Origin of the sequence: Rhodococcus sp. WB1 (assembly GCF_001700945.1) — a bacterium.
GTDB classification, from domain to species: Bacteria; Actinomycetota; Actinomycetes; order Mycobacteriales; family Mycobacteriaceae; genus Rhodococcus; species Rhodococcus aetherivorans.
The window spans coordinates 4,321,281-4,338,200 of sequence record NZ_CP015529.1 but is presented as its reverse complement, the minus strand read 5'-3'; the positions used below and the strand labels follow the sequence as shown (position 1 = coordinate 4,338,200).

Annotated in this window: 17 protein-coding genes; 10 read left to right on the top strand and 7 right to left on the bottom strand. The window is 70.7% G+C overall.

Annotated features, from left to right (window positions below):
* The first annotated feature begins 9 nt into the window (after positions 1–9).
* The 3 genes from cydB to cydC are packed head-to-tail and all read left to right on the top strand — an operon-like array spanning position 10 to position 4,444.
* Positions 10–1,047: a cytochrome d ubiquinol oxidase subunit II gene (gene cydB / locus A4U64_RS19320; protein WP_065922975.1), complete on the top strand. Its 1,038-nt coding sequence runs from the start codon at positions 10–12 to the stop codon at positions 1,045–1,047.
* The gene (gene cydD, locus A4U64_RS19315; RefSeq protein WP_065922974.1) at positions 1,044–2,783 is read left to right on the top strand and encodes a thiol reductant ABC exporter subunit CydD; all 1,740 of its coding nucleotides are present in this window, start codon (positions 1,044–1,046) and stop codon (positions 2,781–2,783) included. Before cydB ends, cydD begins: the two co-directional genes overlap by 4 nt.
* Entirely contained in the window at positions 2,783–4,444 is a 1,662-nt protein-coding gene (gene cydC / locus A4U64_RS19310) for a thiol reductant ABC exporter subunit CydC (RefSeq protein WP_029541479.1), read from the top strand. The genes cydD and cydC overlap by 1 nt, the downstream gene beginning before the upstream one ends.
* Before the next feature lie 356 nt (positions 4,445–4,800).
* Here the strand turns inward: cydC and A4U64_RS19305 are convergent, their stop codons facing one another.
* Positions 4,801–5,472, bottom strand: coding sequence for an FABP family protein (locus tag A4U64_RS19305; RefSeq protein WP_029541483.1), 672 nt, complete (start codon positions 5,470–5,472; stop codon positions 4,801–4,803).
* A gap of 229 nt (positions 5,473–5,701) precedes the next feature.
* Between A4U64_RS19305 and A4U64_RS19300 the strand changes: the two genes are divergently transcribed.
* Positions 5,702–6,937 (top strand): cutinase family protein, encoded by a 1,236-nt coding sequence (locus tag A4U64_RS19300; protein ID WP_065922973.1) that lies wholly within the window; start codon positions 5,702–5,704, stop codon positions 6,935–6,937.
* A 53-nt stretch (positions 6,938–6,990) separates the two neighbouring features.
* Here A4U64_RS19300 and A4U64_RS19295 read toward each other — a convergent pair whose 3' ends face one another.
* The 5 genes from A4U64_RS19295 to A4U64_RS19275 form a co-directional block, all read right to left on the bottom strand.
* A complete protein-coding gene (locus A4U64_RS19295; RefSeq protein WP_029541490.1) occupies positions 6,991–7,296 on the bottom strand; it encodes a DUF1416 domain-containing protein in 306 nt (101 codons plus the stop codon).
* 2 nt (positions 7,297–7,298) lie between these two features.
* Positions 7,299–8,135, bottom strand: coding sequence for a sulfurtransferase (locus A4U64_RS19290; RefSeq protein ID WP_006936411.1), 837 nt, complete (start codon positions 8,133–8,135; stop codon positions 7,299–7,301).
* Between the two features lie 60 nt (positions 8,136–8,195).
* Entirely contained in the window at positions 8,196–8,663 is a 468-nt protein-coding gene (locus tag A4U64_RS19285; RefSeq protein ID WP_029541494.1) for a DUF4395 domain-containing protein, read from the bottom strand.
* 218 nt (positions 8,664–8,881) lie between these two features.
* Complete coding sequence (locus tag A4U64_RS19280) at positions 8,882–9,355, bottom strand: thioredoxin family protein (RefSeq protein ID WP_006936409.1); 474 nt, start codon at positions 9,353–9,355, stop codon at positions 8,882–8,884.
* Positions 9,352–10,131 carry an LmeA family phospholipid-binding protein gene (locus A4U64_RS19275; RefSeq protein WP_050034647.1) on the bottom strand — a complete coding sequence of 260 codons (780 nt, stop codon included), beginning with the start codon at positions 10,129–10,131 and terminating at the stop codon, positions 9,352–9,354. Before A4U64_RS19275 ends, A4U64_RS19280 begins: the two co-directional genes overlap by 4 nt.
* Positions 10,132–10,258: 127 nt before the next feature.
* On the opposite strand from A4U64_RS19275, the gene A4U64_RS19270 reads away from it, so the two are divergent.
* The 6 genes from A4U64_RS19270 to pstB all read left to right on the top strand — a co-directional run bounded on the left by A4U64_RS19270 (position 10,259) and on the right by pstB (position 16,107).
* Positions 10,259–10,987: a winged helix-turn-helix transcriptional regulator gene (locus A4U64_RS19270; RefSeq protein WP_006936407.1), complete on the top strand. Its 729-nt coding sequence runs from the start codon at positions 10,259–10,261 to the stop codon at positions 10,985–10,987.
* A gap of 10 nt (positions 10,988–10,997) precedes the next feature.
* Positions 10,998–11,894, top strand: coding sequence for a mycothiol synthase (gene mshD / locus A4U64_RS19265; RefSeq protein ID WP_050034648.1), 897 nt, complete (start codon positions 10,998–11,000; stop codon positions 11,892–11,894).
* A gap of 238 nt (positions 11,895–12,132) precedes the next feature.
* The gene (gene pstS / locus A4U64_RS19260) at positions 12,133–13,251 is read left to right on the top strand and encodes a phosphate ABC transporter substrate-binding protein PstS (protein WP_006936405.1); all 1,119 of its coding nucleotides are present in this window, start codon (positions 12,133–12,135) and stop codon (positions 13,249–13,251) included.
* Positions 13,252–13,309: 58 nt separating this feature from the next.
* On the top strand, positions 13,310–14,365 hold the full coding sequence (pstC, locus tag A4U64_RS19255; protein ID WP_006936404.1) for a phosphate ABC transporter permease subunit PstC: 1,056 nt from the start codon (positions 13,310–13,312) through the stop codon (positions 14,363–14,365).
* Positions 14,366–14,369: 4 nt separating this feature from the next.
* A complete protein-coding gene (gene pstA / locus A4U64_RS19250) occupies positions 14,370–15,278 on the top strand; it encodes a phosphate ABC transporter permease PstA (protein ID WP_029541511.1) in 909 nt (302 codons plus the stop codon).
* A gap of 52 nt (positions 15,279–15,330) precedes the next feature.
* Entirely contained in the window at positions 15,331–16,107 is a 777-nt protein-coding gene (gene pstB, locus A4U64_RS19245) for a phosphate ABC transporter ATP-binding protein PstB (RefSeq protein WP_006936402.1), read from the top strand.
* Between the two features lie 78 nt (positions 16,108–16,185).
* Here pstB and phoU read toward each other — a convergent pair whose 3' ends face one another.
* Positions 16,186–16,893, bottom strand: a complete 708-nt coding sequence (phoU, locus tag A4U64_RS19240; protein ID WP_010593878.1) for a phosphate signaling complex protein PhoU — start codon at positions 16,891–16,893, stop codon at positions 16,186–16,188.
* Positions 16,894–16,920 lie beyond the last annotated feature (27 nt).

Below are 16,920 nucleotides of genomic sequence, written 5' to 3'. Positions count from 1 at the left end.
AGATCGGTCATGGGACTTCAAGAGGTCTGGTTCGTCCTGATCGCGGTGCTGTTCACCGGGTACTTCGTGCTCGAGGGTTTCGACTTCGGTGTCGGCATGCTGATGCCGGTGCTCGGCCGGGGCCGCACCGAGACGGCCGACACCCGCCGCCGGGTGTTGCTCAACACCATCGGACCGGTGTGGGACGGCAACGAGGTGTGGCTGCTCACCGCGGGCGGCGCGATGTTCGCCGCGTTCCCCGAGTGGTACGCGACCCTGTTCTCCGGGTTCTACCTGCCGCTGCTGCTGATCCTGCTCGGCCTCATCGTCCGGGTCGTGGCGATCGAGTACCGCGGCAAGATCGACGACCCCACCTGGCGGCGGCGCTGCGACTGGGGCATCGTCTTCGGCTCCTGGGTGCCGGCCGTGCTGTGGGGCGTGGCGTTCGCGAACATCGTCCGCGGCGTCGCCATCGACGAGAACAAGCAGTACATCGGCGGCTTCTTCGACCTGCTGAACCCGTACGCGCTGCTCGGCGGCGCGACCACCGCACTGGTGTTCGCGCTGCACGGCGCGGTCTTCATCGCCCTGAAGTCCGCCGACGAGGTGCGCGAGGACGCCGTGAAACTCGCCGCCCGGCTCGCCGTTCCGGCGGTCGTCGTGGCCGGTGCCTTCGTGGTGTGGACGCAACTCGCCTACGGCAAGACCTGGACGTGGCTCGTCGTCGGCGCCGCGGCGGCCGCGCTGCTCGCCGTCGTCGCCCTCACCCGCGCGGAGCGCGAGGGCTGGGCGTTCGTGTTCACCACCGTCGCGATCGTCGGCACCGTCGTCCTGTTGTTCGGCTCGCTGTTCCCGAACGTCATGCCGTCCACGCTCGGCGACACCCTGTCGCTGACGATCGAGAACGCGTCGTCGAGCCCGTACACGCTGAAGGTCATGACGTGGGCCGCGGTGATCGTCACCCCGGTGGTCCTGATCTACCAGGGGTGGACGTACTGGGTGTTCCGCCAGCGCATCTCCACCAAGCACATCCCGAAGTCCATCGGCCTGTCGCTCGGGACGAAATGACCGCGCCCGCCGACGCCCCGGTGCGTCCGTTCGGCTCCGCCCCCGGAGCGTCGGACGCGCCGCGGCGTCGCGGGCCGATCGACCCACGGTTGTGGCGTTACTCCGCCACCGCCCGCGGCTATCTGGCGCTCGCCGTCGTCACGGCCTCGATCAACGTCGCGATGATCGTCGTGTCCGCACTCGCGATCGGTGCGGTCCTCGCCGGGGTGCTCACCACCGGCTCCACCGACCTCGGCGCATGGCGGACCGAACTGCTGACGCTAGCCGCGGCCGTCACCGTCCGGACCTTCGTCACGTGGGTGCAGTCCCGGTTCGCGCACCGCTCGGCGAGCCGGGTCGTCGCCGAACTCGAGCACGAGGTGCTCGCGGCGGCGACCCGGTTGCCGCCGCGCGAACTCGAACCACGCCGCGACGAGATCGCCACCGTCCTCACCCGCGGGCTCGGCGGGCTCTCCGAGTACCTCACCGGGTACGTGCCGGCCCTGCTGCTCGCCGTCACGCTCACCCCGATCACCGTGGTGGTCATCGCCTTCCAGGACCTCACCTCGGCGATCATCGTCGTCGTGACGCTGCCGCTCATCCCGGCGTTCATGATCCTCATCGGGCTGCTGACCAAGGGCAAGGCCGACCGCACGCTGCGCACCATGACGACGCTGTCGGCCCAGCTGCTCGACCTGATCGCCGGTCTGCCCACGCTGCGCGCGCTCGGCCGCGAGCAGGGGCCGGCGCAGAAGGTGCGCGAACTCGGCGACGACCACCGCCGCACGACCATGTCGGCGCTGCGCGTGGCCTTCCTGTCCGGCACCGTGCTCGAATGGCTCGCCACCCTGTCCGTCGCGCTGATCGCGGTGAGCATCGGCCTGCGCCTCGTCTACGGCGACATGGCCCTCGAGGCGGGCATCGTCGCGCTGATCCTCGCCCCCGAGGCGTATCTGCCGCTGCGCACGGTGGGCGCGAAGTTCCACGCTGCCGAGGACGGCAAGGCCGCCGCCGAGCGCGCCTTCACGATCCTCGACCGTGCCCCCGCGACCACCGCGGTGTCGGAGAGCGCCGAATTCGATGCCACCGCAGCCGAACTGACGTTGACCAGCCTCAGCGTCGCGAGCCGCGACGGCTACGCCCCGTTCCGGCTCGACGCCGTGTGCCGGCCGGGCGCCGTGACCGTGCTGACCGGAGCGAACGGCTCGGGCAAGTCGACGGCGCTGCTCGCCGTCCTCGGCCTCGCCGCGCCGGTGGAGGGCCGCGTCGAGGTCGGTGGCCGTCCCGTGGTGGCCGACGACGCGTGGTGGGGGCAGGTGGCGTGGCTGCCCCAGCGGCCCGTGCTGCTCCCCGGCACGCTGGCCGACAACCTGCGCCTCACCGGCGTGGACCTCACCACCGCCGGGATCGACGACATCTGTGCGGCAACGGGATTCGACGAGGTGCTCGAGGAGCTCCCGGACGGCTGGAACACCGTCGTCGGCGCCGGCGGCAGCGGGCTGTCGCTCGGGCAGCGGCAACGGCTCGCCCTCGTCCGCACCCTCGCCGCGGACCGGCCCGTGCTGCTGCTGGACGAGCCGACCGCCCACCTCGACGACGCGACGGAAACCACGGTCCTGGCGACGGTGCGGGACCTGGCCCGTCGCGGACGCACCGTGGTGATCGTCGCGCACCGCCCGAGCATCCTGGCGGTCGCCGACACCGTCGTCCGGGTCTGCTCCCACAGCGACGCGACCTCCGGCACGGGGGAGCGGTGATGAACGATCTGCGTCGCGCGATGGCGCTGCTCGAACTGCGCCCCGGCCGGGTCGCCGCCGCCGTCGCCGCCGGCGTCGCCACCCTGGGCAGCGCCCTGGCGCTGGCGGGCCTGTCGGCCTGGCTGATCATCCGTGCGTGGCAGATGCCGCCGGTGCTGGACCTGACGGTCGCCGTCGTCGCGGTGCGGGCCCTGGGCATCTCCCGCGGCCTGTTCCGCTATCTCGAGCGGCTCGCCGGCCACGACACCGCGCTGCGCGGCACCACCGCCGCTCGCACCCGGCTCTACCGGCGCCTCGCCGACGGCGACCCGGTCGCCTCCGCCGGCCTGCGCCGCGGGGACCTGCTCGCCCGCACCGGCGCCGACGTCGACGCCCTCGGGGACGTGGTGGTCCGGGCGCTGGTGCCCATCGCCGTCGCCGCGGTCCTCGCCCTCGCCGCCGTCGGCTGGCTCGCCCTGATCTCCCCGGCCGCGGCGGCGGTCCTCGCCGTCGCGCTGCTCGTCACCGGCGTCGCGGCCCCGTGGCTGTCCGCCCGCGCCGCGGCCCGCGCCGAGGCCGACAGCGCCGCCGCCCGCGTCCGGTTCTCCCGCGACGCGGTCACCGCGCTCGACCACGCCGCCGAGCTGCGGGTCGCGGGCCTGCTCCCGCAGGCCGTCGGCCGGGCGCACCGCGCGGGCGTGGACGCGGTGCGGGCCACCGACCGCGCGGCCGTCCCCGCCGCGTACGCGGAGGCCGCCACCCCCCTCGCGGTCGGGGCGAGCGTCCTGGGGTCGCTGCTCGTCGGCATCGCGGTCTTCGCCGAGGGCGGGATGAGCCCGATGTCCCTCGGGATCCTCGTGTTGCTGCCCCTGTCCGCGTTCGAAGCCGGCGCGGCGCTGCCCGGCGCGGCCGTCACCCTCACCCGCGCCCGGATCGCGGCGCGCCGCGTCGTCGACCTGCTCGACCGCGCCGACCGGCCGGTGCCGCACGGCACCCGGCCCGTCGCGGAACCGTGCCACCTGCGTGCCGTCGATCTGCGCAGCGGCTGGCCCGGCGGACGGGACGCCGGGCCCCTCACGCTCGACCTGCCACCCGGCGCGCGCGTCGCCCTCGTCGGGAGCAGCGGCAGCGGCAAGACCAGCACACTGATGACCCTCGCGGGGTTGCTCGAGCCCGTCGCCGGGACGGTCACCCTCGGCGGCGTGCCGCTCGCCGAGCTCGAACCGGCTGCCCTGCGGCAGAAGGCCGGATTCTTCGCCGAGGACGCCCACCTGTTCGAGACGTCCGTGCTGGAGAACCTGCGGGTGGCCCGCGGCGACCTCACCGAGGCCGAGGCGCTGGACGTGCTCGGCGACGTCGGGCTGGGGGAGTGGGTGGCCGGGCTTCCCGACGGACTGCACAGCACCCTGGCCGGCGGTGCGCGGGCTGTCTCCGGGGGCCAGCGGCGCCGGTTGCTGCTCGCGCGGGCCCTCGTGTCCCCCGCACGGGTGCTGCTGCTCGACGAGCCGACCGAGCATCTCGACGCCGTCGACGGTGCGCAGTTGCAGCGGCTGCTGCTGGACCGGGACGCCGGCTTCGTCGCGCCCGAGCGCACCGTCGTCGTCGTCACGCACCAACTGCCCGGCGACACCGCGGCCGACCTCGTCGTTCGCCTGGGGAAAAACTCGTTGCCCGCGGTCTGAGCGGGGCGTACTTTCGGGCGTACACGAGAAAGGAGGTGGTCTGAATTGAAGTATCGGACACGTGAGGTGGCTGCGCGCTAGCCGCTGTCATCGACGACGGGATTGTCGACCGCTGCAGCGGCCGGCGAATACCACGCAGTCACCCGGCCCCCGAGCCTCCCGGTCCGTCCGACCGGGAATCGCCGAGACGATCCGTCCCGGCGTAGCGCTCGGGGGCCGTTCGCGTCCGTCGCTCGGGGGCCGTTCGCGTCCGTGGGCGGAGGCCGTGCGCGGGCCGCGCGACCACGTCCCTCGGCTCGGGGACCGGCGGAACGGGCCGCGTGCCCGGAGGGCGGTTCCGAAGGAGTGCCGGGCGGTCAGCCGATGTAGCGTGCCAGCCGCGCGGACATGTGCGGCTGCAGTTCCCCGTCCGCGGTGACGCGTTCCTCGACGTAGGCGAGATCGCCGCCCTCGACGATGCCGTACAGGCGCTTGGCGCCGCCGACCACCTCGCCGGACTGGCTTCGGATCACCACGTCGGTCGCCAGCTCCCAGGACGACTGGGTCAGGGCGGTGCCGTAGTACAGCTCGACGACGCCGGAGCTGTGATTGAGGAGCAGCTCGAGGGTTTCCGGATCCTCGCTGCCGGGCGCGCCGGTGCCGGAGACCCGCCAGAATCCGCTCTCCCGCCGGTCCGGGCCGCGGTAACCGCCCTCCTCGTCGAGGCGCCACGAACGGGCCTCCCACACGAGGTAGTTGCCGCCGTCGTGGGTGACCACGATCTGCTGGCCGAAGCGGTAGTCGCCGGTGCGGGGATCGTTGCCCTCGCCCTCGCCGCGCCACACGCCCACCATGGGCAGCAGCGCCAACAGCTCCGGATGCATGTCCGGGCCGAGGCGCAGGTTTGCGGTGTCGTCGGGGACGGGCAGGCCGCTCAGGATCGGGACGTTCTTGTCGGCAGTCGCCTTGGCCCGTTCGAGGGCGTCCGCGACCGCCTTGTCGCCGCTCCCGCGGACGACCTCCCGTTCCTCACCGGACTCGGCACTCACGGCTGATCGGTCACCAGACGGTAGAGGACGTACACCGCGAACCACGTGATGAGCACGGCCGCCAGGACAAGGAGAGCTTCGAAGAAGATGACCACGGCCATATCCTAGACGGCGCCCGGAGAGCGCGAAAACCGACGTCCTCACCGGGCGCGCAGTGCGGCGCGCGGGATAGTACCGTGCAGTGGGCCGTGTGGGCCCTTTCGTCCGGAAAGTCCGACTCGGAGGTCGTGTGCGCCCCATCCGTCTGCTGCTGCCGGTTGTTGCGGCGCTCGCGACCCTGTCCCTGACCGTGCCCGTCGCGGTCGCCGCCCCCGGGACGGGGTCGAGCAGCGGTTCGTCCGGGCCCGCCGTCCACCCCGACAACTACGCCCTGGAGTGCCCCGACCTGCTGATCGTCGCGGTCTCCGGCGCCACCGACTCCGAGGCCGGCCGCGATCCCGTGGTCGAGGAGTCGCGGCAGCTGTGGTCGAACTGGGTGGGCAACGTGACGGTCCCGGCCGGCGAGGCCACCGCGGACCGTCCGGGCTCGATCGGCTGGATGTACGTGCCGTACCCGGCCACCTACGGCCTGGGCCTGTTCGAGGACGTGCCGACCTATCAGGACTCGGTGGCGGCGGGCGTCGCGTCGACCAACCGCATCCTCGACGAACGCAAGAGCGCCTGCGGGGAGCGCACCCGGTTCGCGCTCGTCGGCTACAGCGTCGGCGCCGAGGTGATCGAACGGGTGAGCCGCGAACTCGGGCACCGGCCCGCCGACGCCCACGTCGCGCCGGACGACATCGCCGGGGTCGTCCTCGTCGGTGACCCGTACCGGCCGGCGGGGGTCGACTCGATGGGCGAGCCCGGTCCGCCCGGTGGCGGGTTCATGTCCTCGGAACCCGCCGACTACGGGGCGCTGGCCGACCGGGTCGTGTACTCGTGCCGGCGTTACGACGTCGCGTGCGACGCACCCGAGGACATCGCGGTGCTCGAACTGGTCCTCGGCGTGCTCGGACAGATGCGGTTCACGCTGCTGAACCCGTTGCAGACCGTCGGCGACCTGGGCGGTGCGCTGGCGGTGACGGCGGCCCGCGCGGCCGCCCACATCGTCACCCGCGACGACTGGTGGGAGTCCGACGAATCCCTCCTCGACGTGCTGCGCAAGGTCGTCGACACGACGTACCCGGTGGACCCGAGCGTCGACGTGAGCCCCGAACGGATGCGGGAGATTCTCGACTGGGCCTTGGGACCGGGCCGGCCGGTCGTGGTGGAGAAGCTGCGCGCCGAGGGAGCCGGCTTCGCCGACGACAACAGCGGCATCGTCGACCTGTTCCTCGAGCCGTACCTCCTGCTGGGCTTCATCCAGCACATCGGCTACTGGAACACGAACCCGCACGATCCCTGGTACTCGGACAGTGAGCGGATCGTCGACTGGATCGTCGCGCTCGCCGACGCCGAACGGACGGACCGGCAGCCGCAGAACTGACCACGGACGACGGCGGGCCCGTTCCCGGAGGAACGGGCCCGCCGAACGGTCTGCTACTTCGCGACCGTGACCTCGACGTGGTGGACGCCGGGGGCGGCCGGGCTCACGGCGACGTCACCGTTGCCGCGGCCGGACAACGCGCGGACCTTCCAGTCGCCGGGTGCGGCGAAGAAGCGGAAGTCACCGGTGCCGGAGGCGACGACCTCGGCGGTGAACTCACCGGTGCCGTCGAGCAGGCGCACGAAGGCACCGCCGACCGGCTGGCCGTCGGCGTCGACGACACGGCCGGTCAGGACCGTCTCCTTCTCGACGTCCACGCCCGCGGGCAGGGTCTGGGACTGAACGGGTGCACCACACATGGTCAGCGAACCTCCAACTCGATCGGGGCTCCGACGAGCGAGCCGTATTCGACCCAGCTGCCGTCGTAGTTCTTGACGTTCTTCTTGCCGAGGATCTCCTGCAGCACGAACCAGGTGTGGCTCGAGCGCTCACCGATCCGGCAGTAGGCGATGGTCTCGCGGCTGTCGTCGAAGCCCTTCGCCCGGTAGAGGGCCTCGAGGTCGTCGTCCGACTTGAAGGTGCCGTCCTCGTTGGCGGTGGTGCTCCACGGGATGTTGATCGCACCCGGGACGTGGCCGCGCTGCTGGGCCTGCTCCTGCGGCAGGTGGGCCGGGGCGAGGATCCGGCCGGAGAACTCGTCGGGGGAGCGGACGTCGATGATGTTCTTGGTGCCGATCGCGTCGATCACCTCGTCGCGGAAGGCGCGGATCGAGTAGTCCGGCTCCTGCGCCTTGTACTCGGTGGCCGGGCGGGTGACCTCGTCCTTGGACAGCGGGCGTCCGTCGAGCTCCCACTTCTTGCGGCCACCGTCGATGAGCTTGACGTCCCGGTGCCCGTAGAACTTGAAGTACCAGTACGCGTAGGCGGCGAACCAGTTGTTGTTGCCGCCGTAGAGCACGACGGTGTCGTCGTCGGCGACGCCCTTCGCGGACAGCAGGGCGGAGAACTGCTCCCGGTTCAGGAAGTCGCGACGGACGCCGTCCTGCAGGTCCTTACGCCAGTCGAGCTTGATCGCGCCCTCGATGTGCCCGCCGTCGTAGGCTGCGGTGTCCTCGTCGACCTCGATGAACACGGTCTTCGGTGCGTGAAGGTTCTGCTCTGCCCAGTCTGCTGAGACCAGGACGTCGGAGCGAGCCATGGAGTTTCCTTTCGGTGTTGACACTCTCGGTCGAGTGGAACGGTGCGGAGGGAACGGTGGTCAGGCGGCGACGGCCCGGAACCTGGCCACGAGCGGGTAGATCGCGCAACCGAGGCACACCCCGAACGCGGCGTTGAGCAGCGCGGCGAACAGCGCGAACCCGGTGGCGACGAGACCGGCGAGGTCGGCGCCGAGGAGGAATCCGAAGGTGCCCACGGCGGCGAACACGAACCCGACGAGCTGCGCGAACCGCAGCGGGGCGACCGGTTCCTTCTCGGTGGGCGCGCCCAGCCGGGGCGCGACGAGCCGCGCGAAGAGCAGGCCGTAGGGGCTGCGGCGCGGGCCGAGGGCCGCACCGGCCGCGAACACCGCGGTCTGGACGGCGAGCAGCACGCCGGCCACCGTCGTCGAGACCGTCGCGACGGCCAGGACGACGACGAGGACGGCGGTGGTGATCCACGCCGCGAACCGGGGGCCGCGGACGTCTACCTGCTGACCCTGGCGGGCGGCGGGGGCGGTGGTGGACATGAGGGGTGCTCCTGCTGGGAGGGGACGCATGGGGGCGAACCGTCGCGGTGGCAACCGCGGGGATCACACCGGTGACGGCAGCGGATGCCGCGGAGACGGTCGGGCGTCTCGGCCGGGGTGATCAGCAGCAGGTACAGCAGAAGCCGCCGAGGCGGCACAGATCGACTGTGCGGCGTCGGGTGAGCATGAGCTCTCGGCAGGTCGACACGGCAGGCAGCTTAGCCGACGTCTCGACGGATCGGGGCCCAGGGGGTGCGCAGCGGCACCAGCGCGGCCCGCAGGTCCGCCGCGGCCGGCACCCCCGAAACCCGGTACCTTTCGGTGCCGGCGGCGTCGAACAGGAACGTCGTCGGCAGCGACAGCACGCCGAGTTCCCTTGCCAACTGCGGGTTCTCGTCGATGTCCAGTTCGAGGTCGCGGGGTGCCGGCAGCCCGTCGCCGGTGGCCGCGAGGTCGGCGACCACCTGAGCGACGACCCGGCGCACCGCGGCGCACGGTCCGCACCAGTCGGCGGAGAAGTGCAGCACCACCGGCGCACTGCCGGTGCCCACGCCCACCGCGGCCAGCAGGGGGCCGGGCCCCGGCGCGGGGGCGGCCGCGACGGCGCGGACCTTGCCCGCGCGGGCCCGCAGGACGGTCCCGGTGATCAGGGCGGCAGCCACCACCACCAGCAGTACGACGACGGCGGTCACAGGCGCTGAACCTCCTCGAGGTCGATCGTGGTCTGGTGCGCCTCGCCCTCGATCACGATCGTCGAGCCGCGGGCTTCGACCGCGGTCGGGCGCACCCCGAACGGCAGGTTCTGGGGTTCGATCGTGGTGGTGAACAGGCCCAGCACCGCCGGCTTCAGCGGATCCGGCACGGTGAAGTCCGCCTGTCCCTCCGGGCCGAAGTACAGGTCCGACGCGACGATGCGCACCGTGTCGCCCTCGAGCAGCAGGTCCGCCTGGACGCTGACCTCCGCGGAGACCGGGCCGACCGGAACCGTGCCGGTGAGGACGACCCCGCCCGCGGTGGTGCGTCCGGAGCCGCCGGACCCGCCGGTGCCGTCGGACTTGTCGGCCGGGGGAGCGGACACCTGCAGGTCGGGAATGCCGTAGAGCTGACCGAGCTCGGTCGCGTCGATCATCACGCGCCCGTACAGCAGGTCCACCGGCACCGAGCGGATCGAACCGTCGAGCAGCTCGCCCGCGGCCGCATGGGCACCGATCAGGTTGGCCTCGATCGTGATGTCGCCGAGCGTCCCGCTGGGCACGCCCTGCGCCCGGATCTCCACGTTCTCGTAGCGGCCCGCCCGGGCCTGGGTCAGGAACGGGAATCCGTGGATGGTCACTGCCGGGTCCGCCGTCAGCGCCCCACCCTCCCGCAGCGACCGCGAGACCCGGTACTCGGACCACGCCGCGGCGCCGAAATCGATCAGGAGCGCGACTCCGACGAGCGTCACGAGAGCGAGGATGAGTTTGCGCACCGCACCATTGTGACGGACGGCTCGCGCCGCTTCCCGAGTGCGGTTGCCCGGTGAACGCCGTCGTGGCGTTAATCTGTAGCGCGTCGTTTACACGAGTTTCGCGCAGCCCGCGAAGAATGGAGGCACGGTGGAGCTGTTGCTGCTGACCTCCGACCCCAACCCGGACGCGGTCCTGCCCTCGCTGTCGTTACTCGCGCACTCGGTGCGCCCGGCACCGACCGAGGTGTCCTCGCTCCTCGAGGCCGGTTCCGCGGACATCGCCATTGTCGACGCCCGCACGGACCTGGCCGCGGCCCGCGGCCTGTGCCGGCTGCTCGGCAGCACCGGGTCGGCGATACCGGTCGTCGCCGTGCTCACCGAGGGCGGCCTGGTGGCGGTGAACCCGGAGTGGGGGCTGGACGACATCCTGCTGACCACCACCGGCCCCGCCGAGCTGGACGCGCGGCTGCGATTGCTGGTCGGCCGGTCCGGCGGTGCGGCGGGCCCCGAGAACACCGGCAAGATCACCCTCGGGGAGCTCTCGATCGACGAGGGCACCTACACCGCTCGCCTGCGTGGCCGCCCCCTCGACCTGACGTACAAGGAGTTCGAGCTCCTCAAGTACCTCGCGCAGCACGCCGGCCGGGTGTTCACCCGCGCGCAACTGCTGCAGGAGGTCTGGGGTTACGACTTCTTCGGCGGCACCCGCACCGTCGATGTGCACGTGCGGCGCCTGCGCGCCAAGCTCGGCCCCGAGTACGAGTCCCTGATCGGCACGGTCCGCAATGTCGGCTACAAGGCGGTGCGGCCCACCACCAAGACCGGGAAGGGCGGCTCCACCACCATCGAGTTCGAGGACGCCGAACTCGCGGACTAGGCTCGCCGTCGTGGAATTCGTCAGCCGACTGTCCGCCGAGCAGGCCGCCGAGGTGCGGGCGCTCGTCGCCCGCGCCCACGCCGCCGACGGAACGGCCCCCGTGTCCGAGCAGGTGCTGCACTCCCTCACCGGCGACGGCGACGTCCGGCACCTGGTGGCCGTCGATGCCGCCGCGATCGTCGGCTACGCCAATCTGGTCCCCGGTCACGGGGAGCACCCGGCGATGGCCGAGGTGGTCGTCGATCCGCCGCACCGCCGCCGCGGCGTGGGGTCGCGGCTCGTCGCCGCGGCCCTCGACGCCGGTGGTGCCGGCACCCGGGTGTGGGCACACGGCGACCTCGAGTCCGCGCGGGCGCTCGCGGCGCGGCTCGGCCTGACCCCGGTCCGGGAACTCCTGCAGCTGCGGCGCCCCCTCGGGGAGCCCGAGCTGCCGGCCCTGCAGGTCCCCGACGGGCTGATCCTGCGGACCTACCGCGGACCCGAGGACGACGCGGAACTGCTGCGGGTCAATGCCGCCGCCTTCGCGTGGCACCCCGAGCAGGGCCGCTGGACCGAGCGCGACGTCGCGCAGCGCCGCAGCGAGTCCTGGTTCGACCCGGCCGGGGTGTTCCTCGCCTTCGACGAGCAGGACCCGGACCGGCTCCTCGGCTTCCACTGGACGAAGGTGCACGCCGCCACGGCGGACCAGCCGGCGATCGGGGAGGTGTACGTGGTGGGCATCGATCCCGGGGCGCAGGGGCGCGGTCTCGGCCGGCTGCTCACGCTCGCCGGGTTGCGGTATCTGCGGGAACGCGGGCTCGGCGCGGTGCTGCTGTACGTCGAAGGCGACAACGACGCCGCGCTGCGCACCTACGGCCGGCTCGGATTCGAGCGATTCCACGTGGACCTCGCATACGCGAGAGCGTGAGCGGAGCACGTACCGAACGAGTCCGGCCCGTGAATGTCGTGTGACGTCGACCATACGGACTGCAGGTGTACTTTTCGCGTTCACGTCGCGTTCACCTTCGGGCGCCCAACCGTCAACCCGTCCTCATTAACTTTCCATTACGGGCCGCAGCATGCCGGTCCGGCGCCGGGATCACCCCGCGCCTGATGCCGCCGCCCGTGTCGCGGGCGTGCCGGTCGCGAATTCCGGAGGAGTACGAGTGAACCTCAAGCGCAATGGCGCCCTGCTCGGTGTGGTGGCTGCAGGTGCCCTCACCCTGGCCGCATGCGGCAGCGACAACAATGCCGCCTCGACGGACGTGGACGCGTCCGCATCGGCAGCGACGTGTGAGGGCAAGGAGACGCTGTCCGCCGCCGGGTCGTCCGCGCAGAAGAACGCGATGGACCAGTTCGTGTCCACCTACATCGCGGTCTGCCAGGAGAAGGGCAAGAACGTCAACGTCGCCTACAACCCGTCGGGTTCCGGTGACGGCCGCACCCAGTTCATCGCGAAGCAGATCGACTTCGCCGGCTCCGACTCCGCCATCAAGAGCGAGCAGGCCGCCCAGGCCGCCGAGCGCTGCGCCGGCAACCCCGCCTGGAACCTGCCGCTGGTCTTCGGTCCGGTCGCCGTCGCGTACAACGTCGAGGGCGTCGACAACCTCGTGCTCAACGGCGAGACCGTCGCCAAGATCTTCAACGGCACCATCAAGCAGTGGAACGACCCGGCCATCGCGGCTCTCAACGAGGGTGTGAGCCTTCCGGATTCGGCCATCACCCCGATCGTCCGCTCGGATTCGTCGGGCACCACCGACAACTTCCAGAAGTACCTCGAGGCCGCCTCGAACGGTGCCTGGACCACCGGCGCCGGCTCCGACTTCACCGGCGGTGTCGGTGAAGGCGCCAAGGGATCGGCCGGTGTCGCCCAGGCCGTCGCCAGCGCCCCCGGCGCGATCACCTACGTCGAGAAGTCCTTCGCCGACCAGAACAACCTGAACGTCGCACAGATCGACAACGGATCCGGCGCGGTGGAGCTGACCGACGAGACCGCGTCGAAGGCCATCGAGGCGGCGACCTTCGCTCCGACCGGTGAGGGCGACCTGACGCTCGACCTGACCTCGATCTTCGGTACGAAGGAGGAGGGGGCCTACCCGATCATGCTCGCGACCTACGAGATCGTGTGCTCCGCCGGTTACGATGCCGACACCTCCGCGGCCGTGAAGTCGTTCCTCGTCAGCGCCGCCAACGAGGGCCAGGAAGGCCTCGCCGAGCAGGGCTACGTGCCGCTGCCCGAGTCCTTCAAGGCGAAGCTCACCGAGTCGATCAACGCCATCGCCTAGCCGATGAGCGCCGCGGACCGTACCGTCAATCCCCAGCAGAGAGAGATCGCGAGCGCAGATGAGTGACGCGCCCACCAAATCCGCACCTCGCACTCCCGGGTCCGGCAGCGATGCCGGGCCCGGGGCGGGCGGTCCGCACGGCAACACCCCGGAGGCCACGATTACCACTCCAGCGCGCGGCGACAGCAAGCCGCTGACCAGGCCGGGCGACCGGATCTTCCGTTCACTGGCCTCCGGGTCCGCCGTTCTCATCTCGGTGATCATCGCGGCCATCGGCGTGTTCCTCGTCTGGCGTGCGGTGCCGGCGCTGCAGCGCAACACCGTCAACTTCCTCACCAGCCGCGAGTGGGTCACCCAGGACATCGCCGCGATGGCGTTCGGCGTCCTCGACCTGTTCCAGGTGACCGTGCTGGTGTCGTTCTTCGCGCTGGTGCTCGCGATGCCGGTCGCACTCGGCATCGCGATCTTCCTCACCTCGTACTGCCCCGAGCGCATCAAGAAGCCCCTGGCGTACGTCATCGACCTGCTCGCCGCCGTGCCGTCCATCGTCTACGGCCTGTGGGGCCTGCTGGTCCTGGCCCCCGCGATCCGGCCGCTGGCGACGTGGCTCAACGAAAGTCTCGGCTGGTTCCCGCTGTTCGCGTCCGGCTCGGGTTCCATCCTCGGCGGCGGCACCATCTTCACCGCGGGCATCGTGCTCGCCGTGATGATCCTGCCGACCATCGCCGCGGTGAGCCGGGAGGTGTTCGTGCAGACGCCGACGTCCCATATCGAGGCGGCGCTCGCTCTCGGTGCGACGCGCTGGGAGGTCGTCAAGACCACGGTGATCCCGTTCGGCAAGTCGGGCTACATCAGCGGCTCGATGCTCGGTCTCGGCCGCGCACTCGGCGAGACCATGGCGCTGTACCTGATCCTGCGCACCACGTCGCAGCCGTTCTCGTGGTCGCTGTTCGACGGCGGTGCCACCATCGCCTCGAAGATCGCCCTCGGTTACGCCGAGTTCAACAACGACATCCAGGCCGGCGCCTACATCGCCGCGGGTCTGGTGCTCTTCGTGCTGACCTTCGTGGTCAACGCCGCGGCGCGTGCGGTCGTCGCAGGAAAGAAGGACTGAAGCCATGACGACCACTCTCCTCGAGACACCGGTCAAGGGCCCCACCTTCCGGGGCGTCGGCACCCGTCGGCGCGTCTCGGATCTCACCGCCACCGTCCTGGTCACCGTGTCGGTGCTGATCGCTCTCGTGCCGCTGGCATGGGTGCTGATCACCGTGATCGTCAAGGGTCTTCCCGCCCTGACCAGCGCCACCTGGTTCACGAATTCCTTGAGCGGTCTGTCCGCGTCCGCGATGGGCGGTGGCATCTACCACGCCCTCGTCGGGACCCTGCTGCAGGGCCTGGTGTGCGCGGTGATCTCCATCCCGATCGGCATCTTCGTGGCGATCTTCCTCGTGGAGTACGGCGCCGGCACGCGACTGGGCAGGATCACCACCTTCATGGTGGACATCCTCAGTGGTGTCCCCTCCATCGTTGCCGCGCTCTTCATCTACGCACTGTGGATCGCCACCTTCGGCTTCCCGAAGTCCGCCTTCGCGGTGTCCCTGGCGCTGGTCCTGCTCATGGTTCCCGTGGTGGTGCGCAGCACCGAGGAGATGCTCCGGATCGTGCCGCAGGATCTGCGCGAGGCCTCCTACGCCCTCGGTGTGCCCAAGTGGAAGACCATCGCGCGCATCGTGATTCCGACCGCGCTGCCCGGCATCATCACCGGCGTCATGCTGGCCCTGGCCCGCGTCATGGGCGAGACCGCTCCGCTGCTGATCCTGGTCGGCTACGCGCCGTTCATCAACTTCAACCTGTTCGGCGGCGAGATGGGCAGCCTGCCCGGCGTCATGGTGGCGGAGATGAACAACCCGACCGACGCAGGCACGATGCGGATCTGGGGCGCTGCCCTGACCCTCATCCTCGTCATCGCCATCCTCAACATCGTTGCCAAGGTGGTCGGCCACTTCTCCCAGGTGCGCACCAAGTAGGTCACCTCATGTACACACCCTTCGATTTCGATACACCAATAGGGAGCCGGTAATGGCCAAGCGTCTGGACCTCAAGGACGTCAACATCTTCTACGGCAAGTTCCACGCCGTCTCCGACGTGACGCTGTCCGTGCCGCCGCGGAACGTCACCGCGTTCATCGGACCGTCGGGCTGCGGCAAGTCGACCGTGCTGCGCTCGCTCAACCGCATGCACGAGGTGACCCCCGGTGCCCGCGTCGAGGGCTCCGTGCTGCTCGACGGCGAGGACATCTACGACTCGTCCGTCGACCCGGTCGGCGTCCGCAAGACGATCGGCATGGTGTTCCAGCGCCCCAATCCGTTCCCCACCATGTCGATCCGCGACAACGTCGTCGCCGGCCTGAAGTTGCAGGGCGTGCGCGAGAAGAACAGGCTCGACGAGATCGCCGAGCGGTCGCTGCGCGGCGCGAACCTGTGGAACGAGGTCAAGGACCGCCTCGACAAGCCCGGCGGCGGCCTGTCGGGTGGCCAGCAGCAGCGCCTGTGCATCGCCCGCGCCATCGCGGTGCAGCCGGAGGTGCTCCTGATGGACGAGCCGTGCTCCGCTCTCGACCCGATCTCCACCCTCGCCATCGAGGACCTGATCGCCGAGCTGAAGCAGGACTACACCATCGTGATCGTCACGCACAACATGCAGCAGGCCGCGCGCGTGAGCGATCAGACCGCGTTCTTCAACCTCGAGGCCACCGGCAAGCCGGGCCGGCTCGTCGAGATCGACGACACCGAGAAGATCTTCTCCAACCCCACCCAGAAGGCCACGGAGGACTACATCTCCGGTCGCTTCGGCTGAGCCGGCTGCGACTTCGGCACCGCGGACGCGGAAAGGCCCCGCCCGGAAACTCCGGGCGGGGCCTTATGCCGAGTCGGGTTACTGGTCCTGCGGGTACACCGTGAGCTTGTCGACGCGCTCACGCATCGCCCGGAAATCCTCGTCGGTGGGGAGCTTGCCGGTGACCAGGAAGATCACGCGACGACCCACCTCGACGGCGTGGTCGGCGAACCGTTCGTAGAACCGGCCCAGCAGCGTCACATCCACAGCCGCGGCCACGCCGTGCTTCCACTCCCGGTCCATGAGCACGGTGAACAGGTGACGATGGAGATCGTCCATCGCCTCGTCCTCCTGGTGGAGCCGGGCCGCCCGCTCGGGGTCGCGCGTCTCGAGGATCTCCCTGGTCGCTGCGCCGAGCGAGACTGCGATGCGGCCCATCTCGGCGAAGTAGCCGTTGACCTCTTCGGGCAGAACATGATTGGGGTGCCGACGTCGCGTCGCCTTGGCGACGTGCAGTGCCAGCGCACCCATCCGGTCGATGTCGGCGACGATCTGGATGCCACTGACCACGGAACGCAGATCACCGGCGACCGGCGCCTGGAGGGCGAGGAGCGAGAAGGCCTTCTCCTCGCACTGGGTACTCAGGTCGGTGATCTTGTCGTGCTCGCCGATGACGGTCTCGGCGAGCGCCAGATCCGCCTGGAGCAGCGCCTGGGTGGCCCGCTCCATCGCAAGGCCGGCAAGGCCCGCCATCTCTCCGAGGAGATCGGCGAGCTCGGTCATCTGTTCGTGGTATACGACGCGCATAATGGCACAGACTACGGCGCAGACAAA

Bases quoted from the DNA above. Each gene is read 5' to 3' on its own strand.
- cydB (WP_065922975.1), top strand. From the start codon at position 10: ATGGGACTTCAAGAGGTCTGGTTCGTCCTGATCGCGGTGCTGTTCACC.
- cydD (WP_065922974.1), top strand. From the start codon at position 1,044: ATGACCGCGCCCGCCGACGCCCCGGTGCGTCCGTTCGGCTCCGCCCCC.
- cydC (WP_029541479.1), top strand. From the start codon at position 2,783: ATGAACGATCTGCGTCGCGCGATGGCGCTGCTCGAACTGCGCCCCGGC.
- A4U64_RS19295 (WP_029541490.1), bottom strand. From the start codon at position 7,296: ATGTGTGGTGCACCCGTTCAGTCCCAGACCCTGCCCGCGGGCGTGGAC.
- A4U64_RS19290 (WP_006936411.1), bottom strand. From the start codon at position 8,135: ATGGCTCGCTCCGACGTCCTGGTCTCAGCAGACTGGGCAGAGCAGAAC.
- A4U64_RS19285 (WP_029541494.1), bottom strand. From the start codon at position 8,663: ATGTCCACCACCGCCCCCGCCGCCCGCCAGGGTCAGCAGGTAGACGTC.
- pstC (WP_006936404.1), top strand. From the start codon at position 13,310: ATGAGTGACGCGCCCACCAAATCCGCACCTCGCACTCCCGGGTCCGGC.
- pstA (WP_029541511.1), top strand. From the start codon at position 14,370: ATGACGACCACTCTCCTCGAGACACCGGTCAAGGGCCCCACCTTCCGG.
- pstB (WP_006936402.1), top strand. From the start codon at position 15,331: ATGGCCAAGCGTCTGGACCTCAAGGACGTCAACATCTTCTACGGCAAG.
- phoU (WP_010593878.1), bottom strand. From the start codon at position 16,893: ATGCGCGTCGTATACCACGAACAGATGACCGAGCTCGCCGATCTCCTC.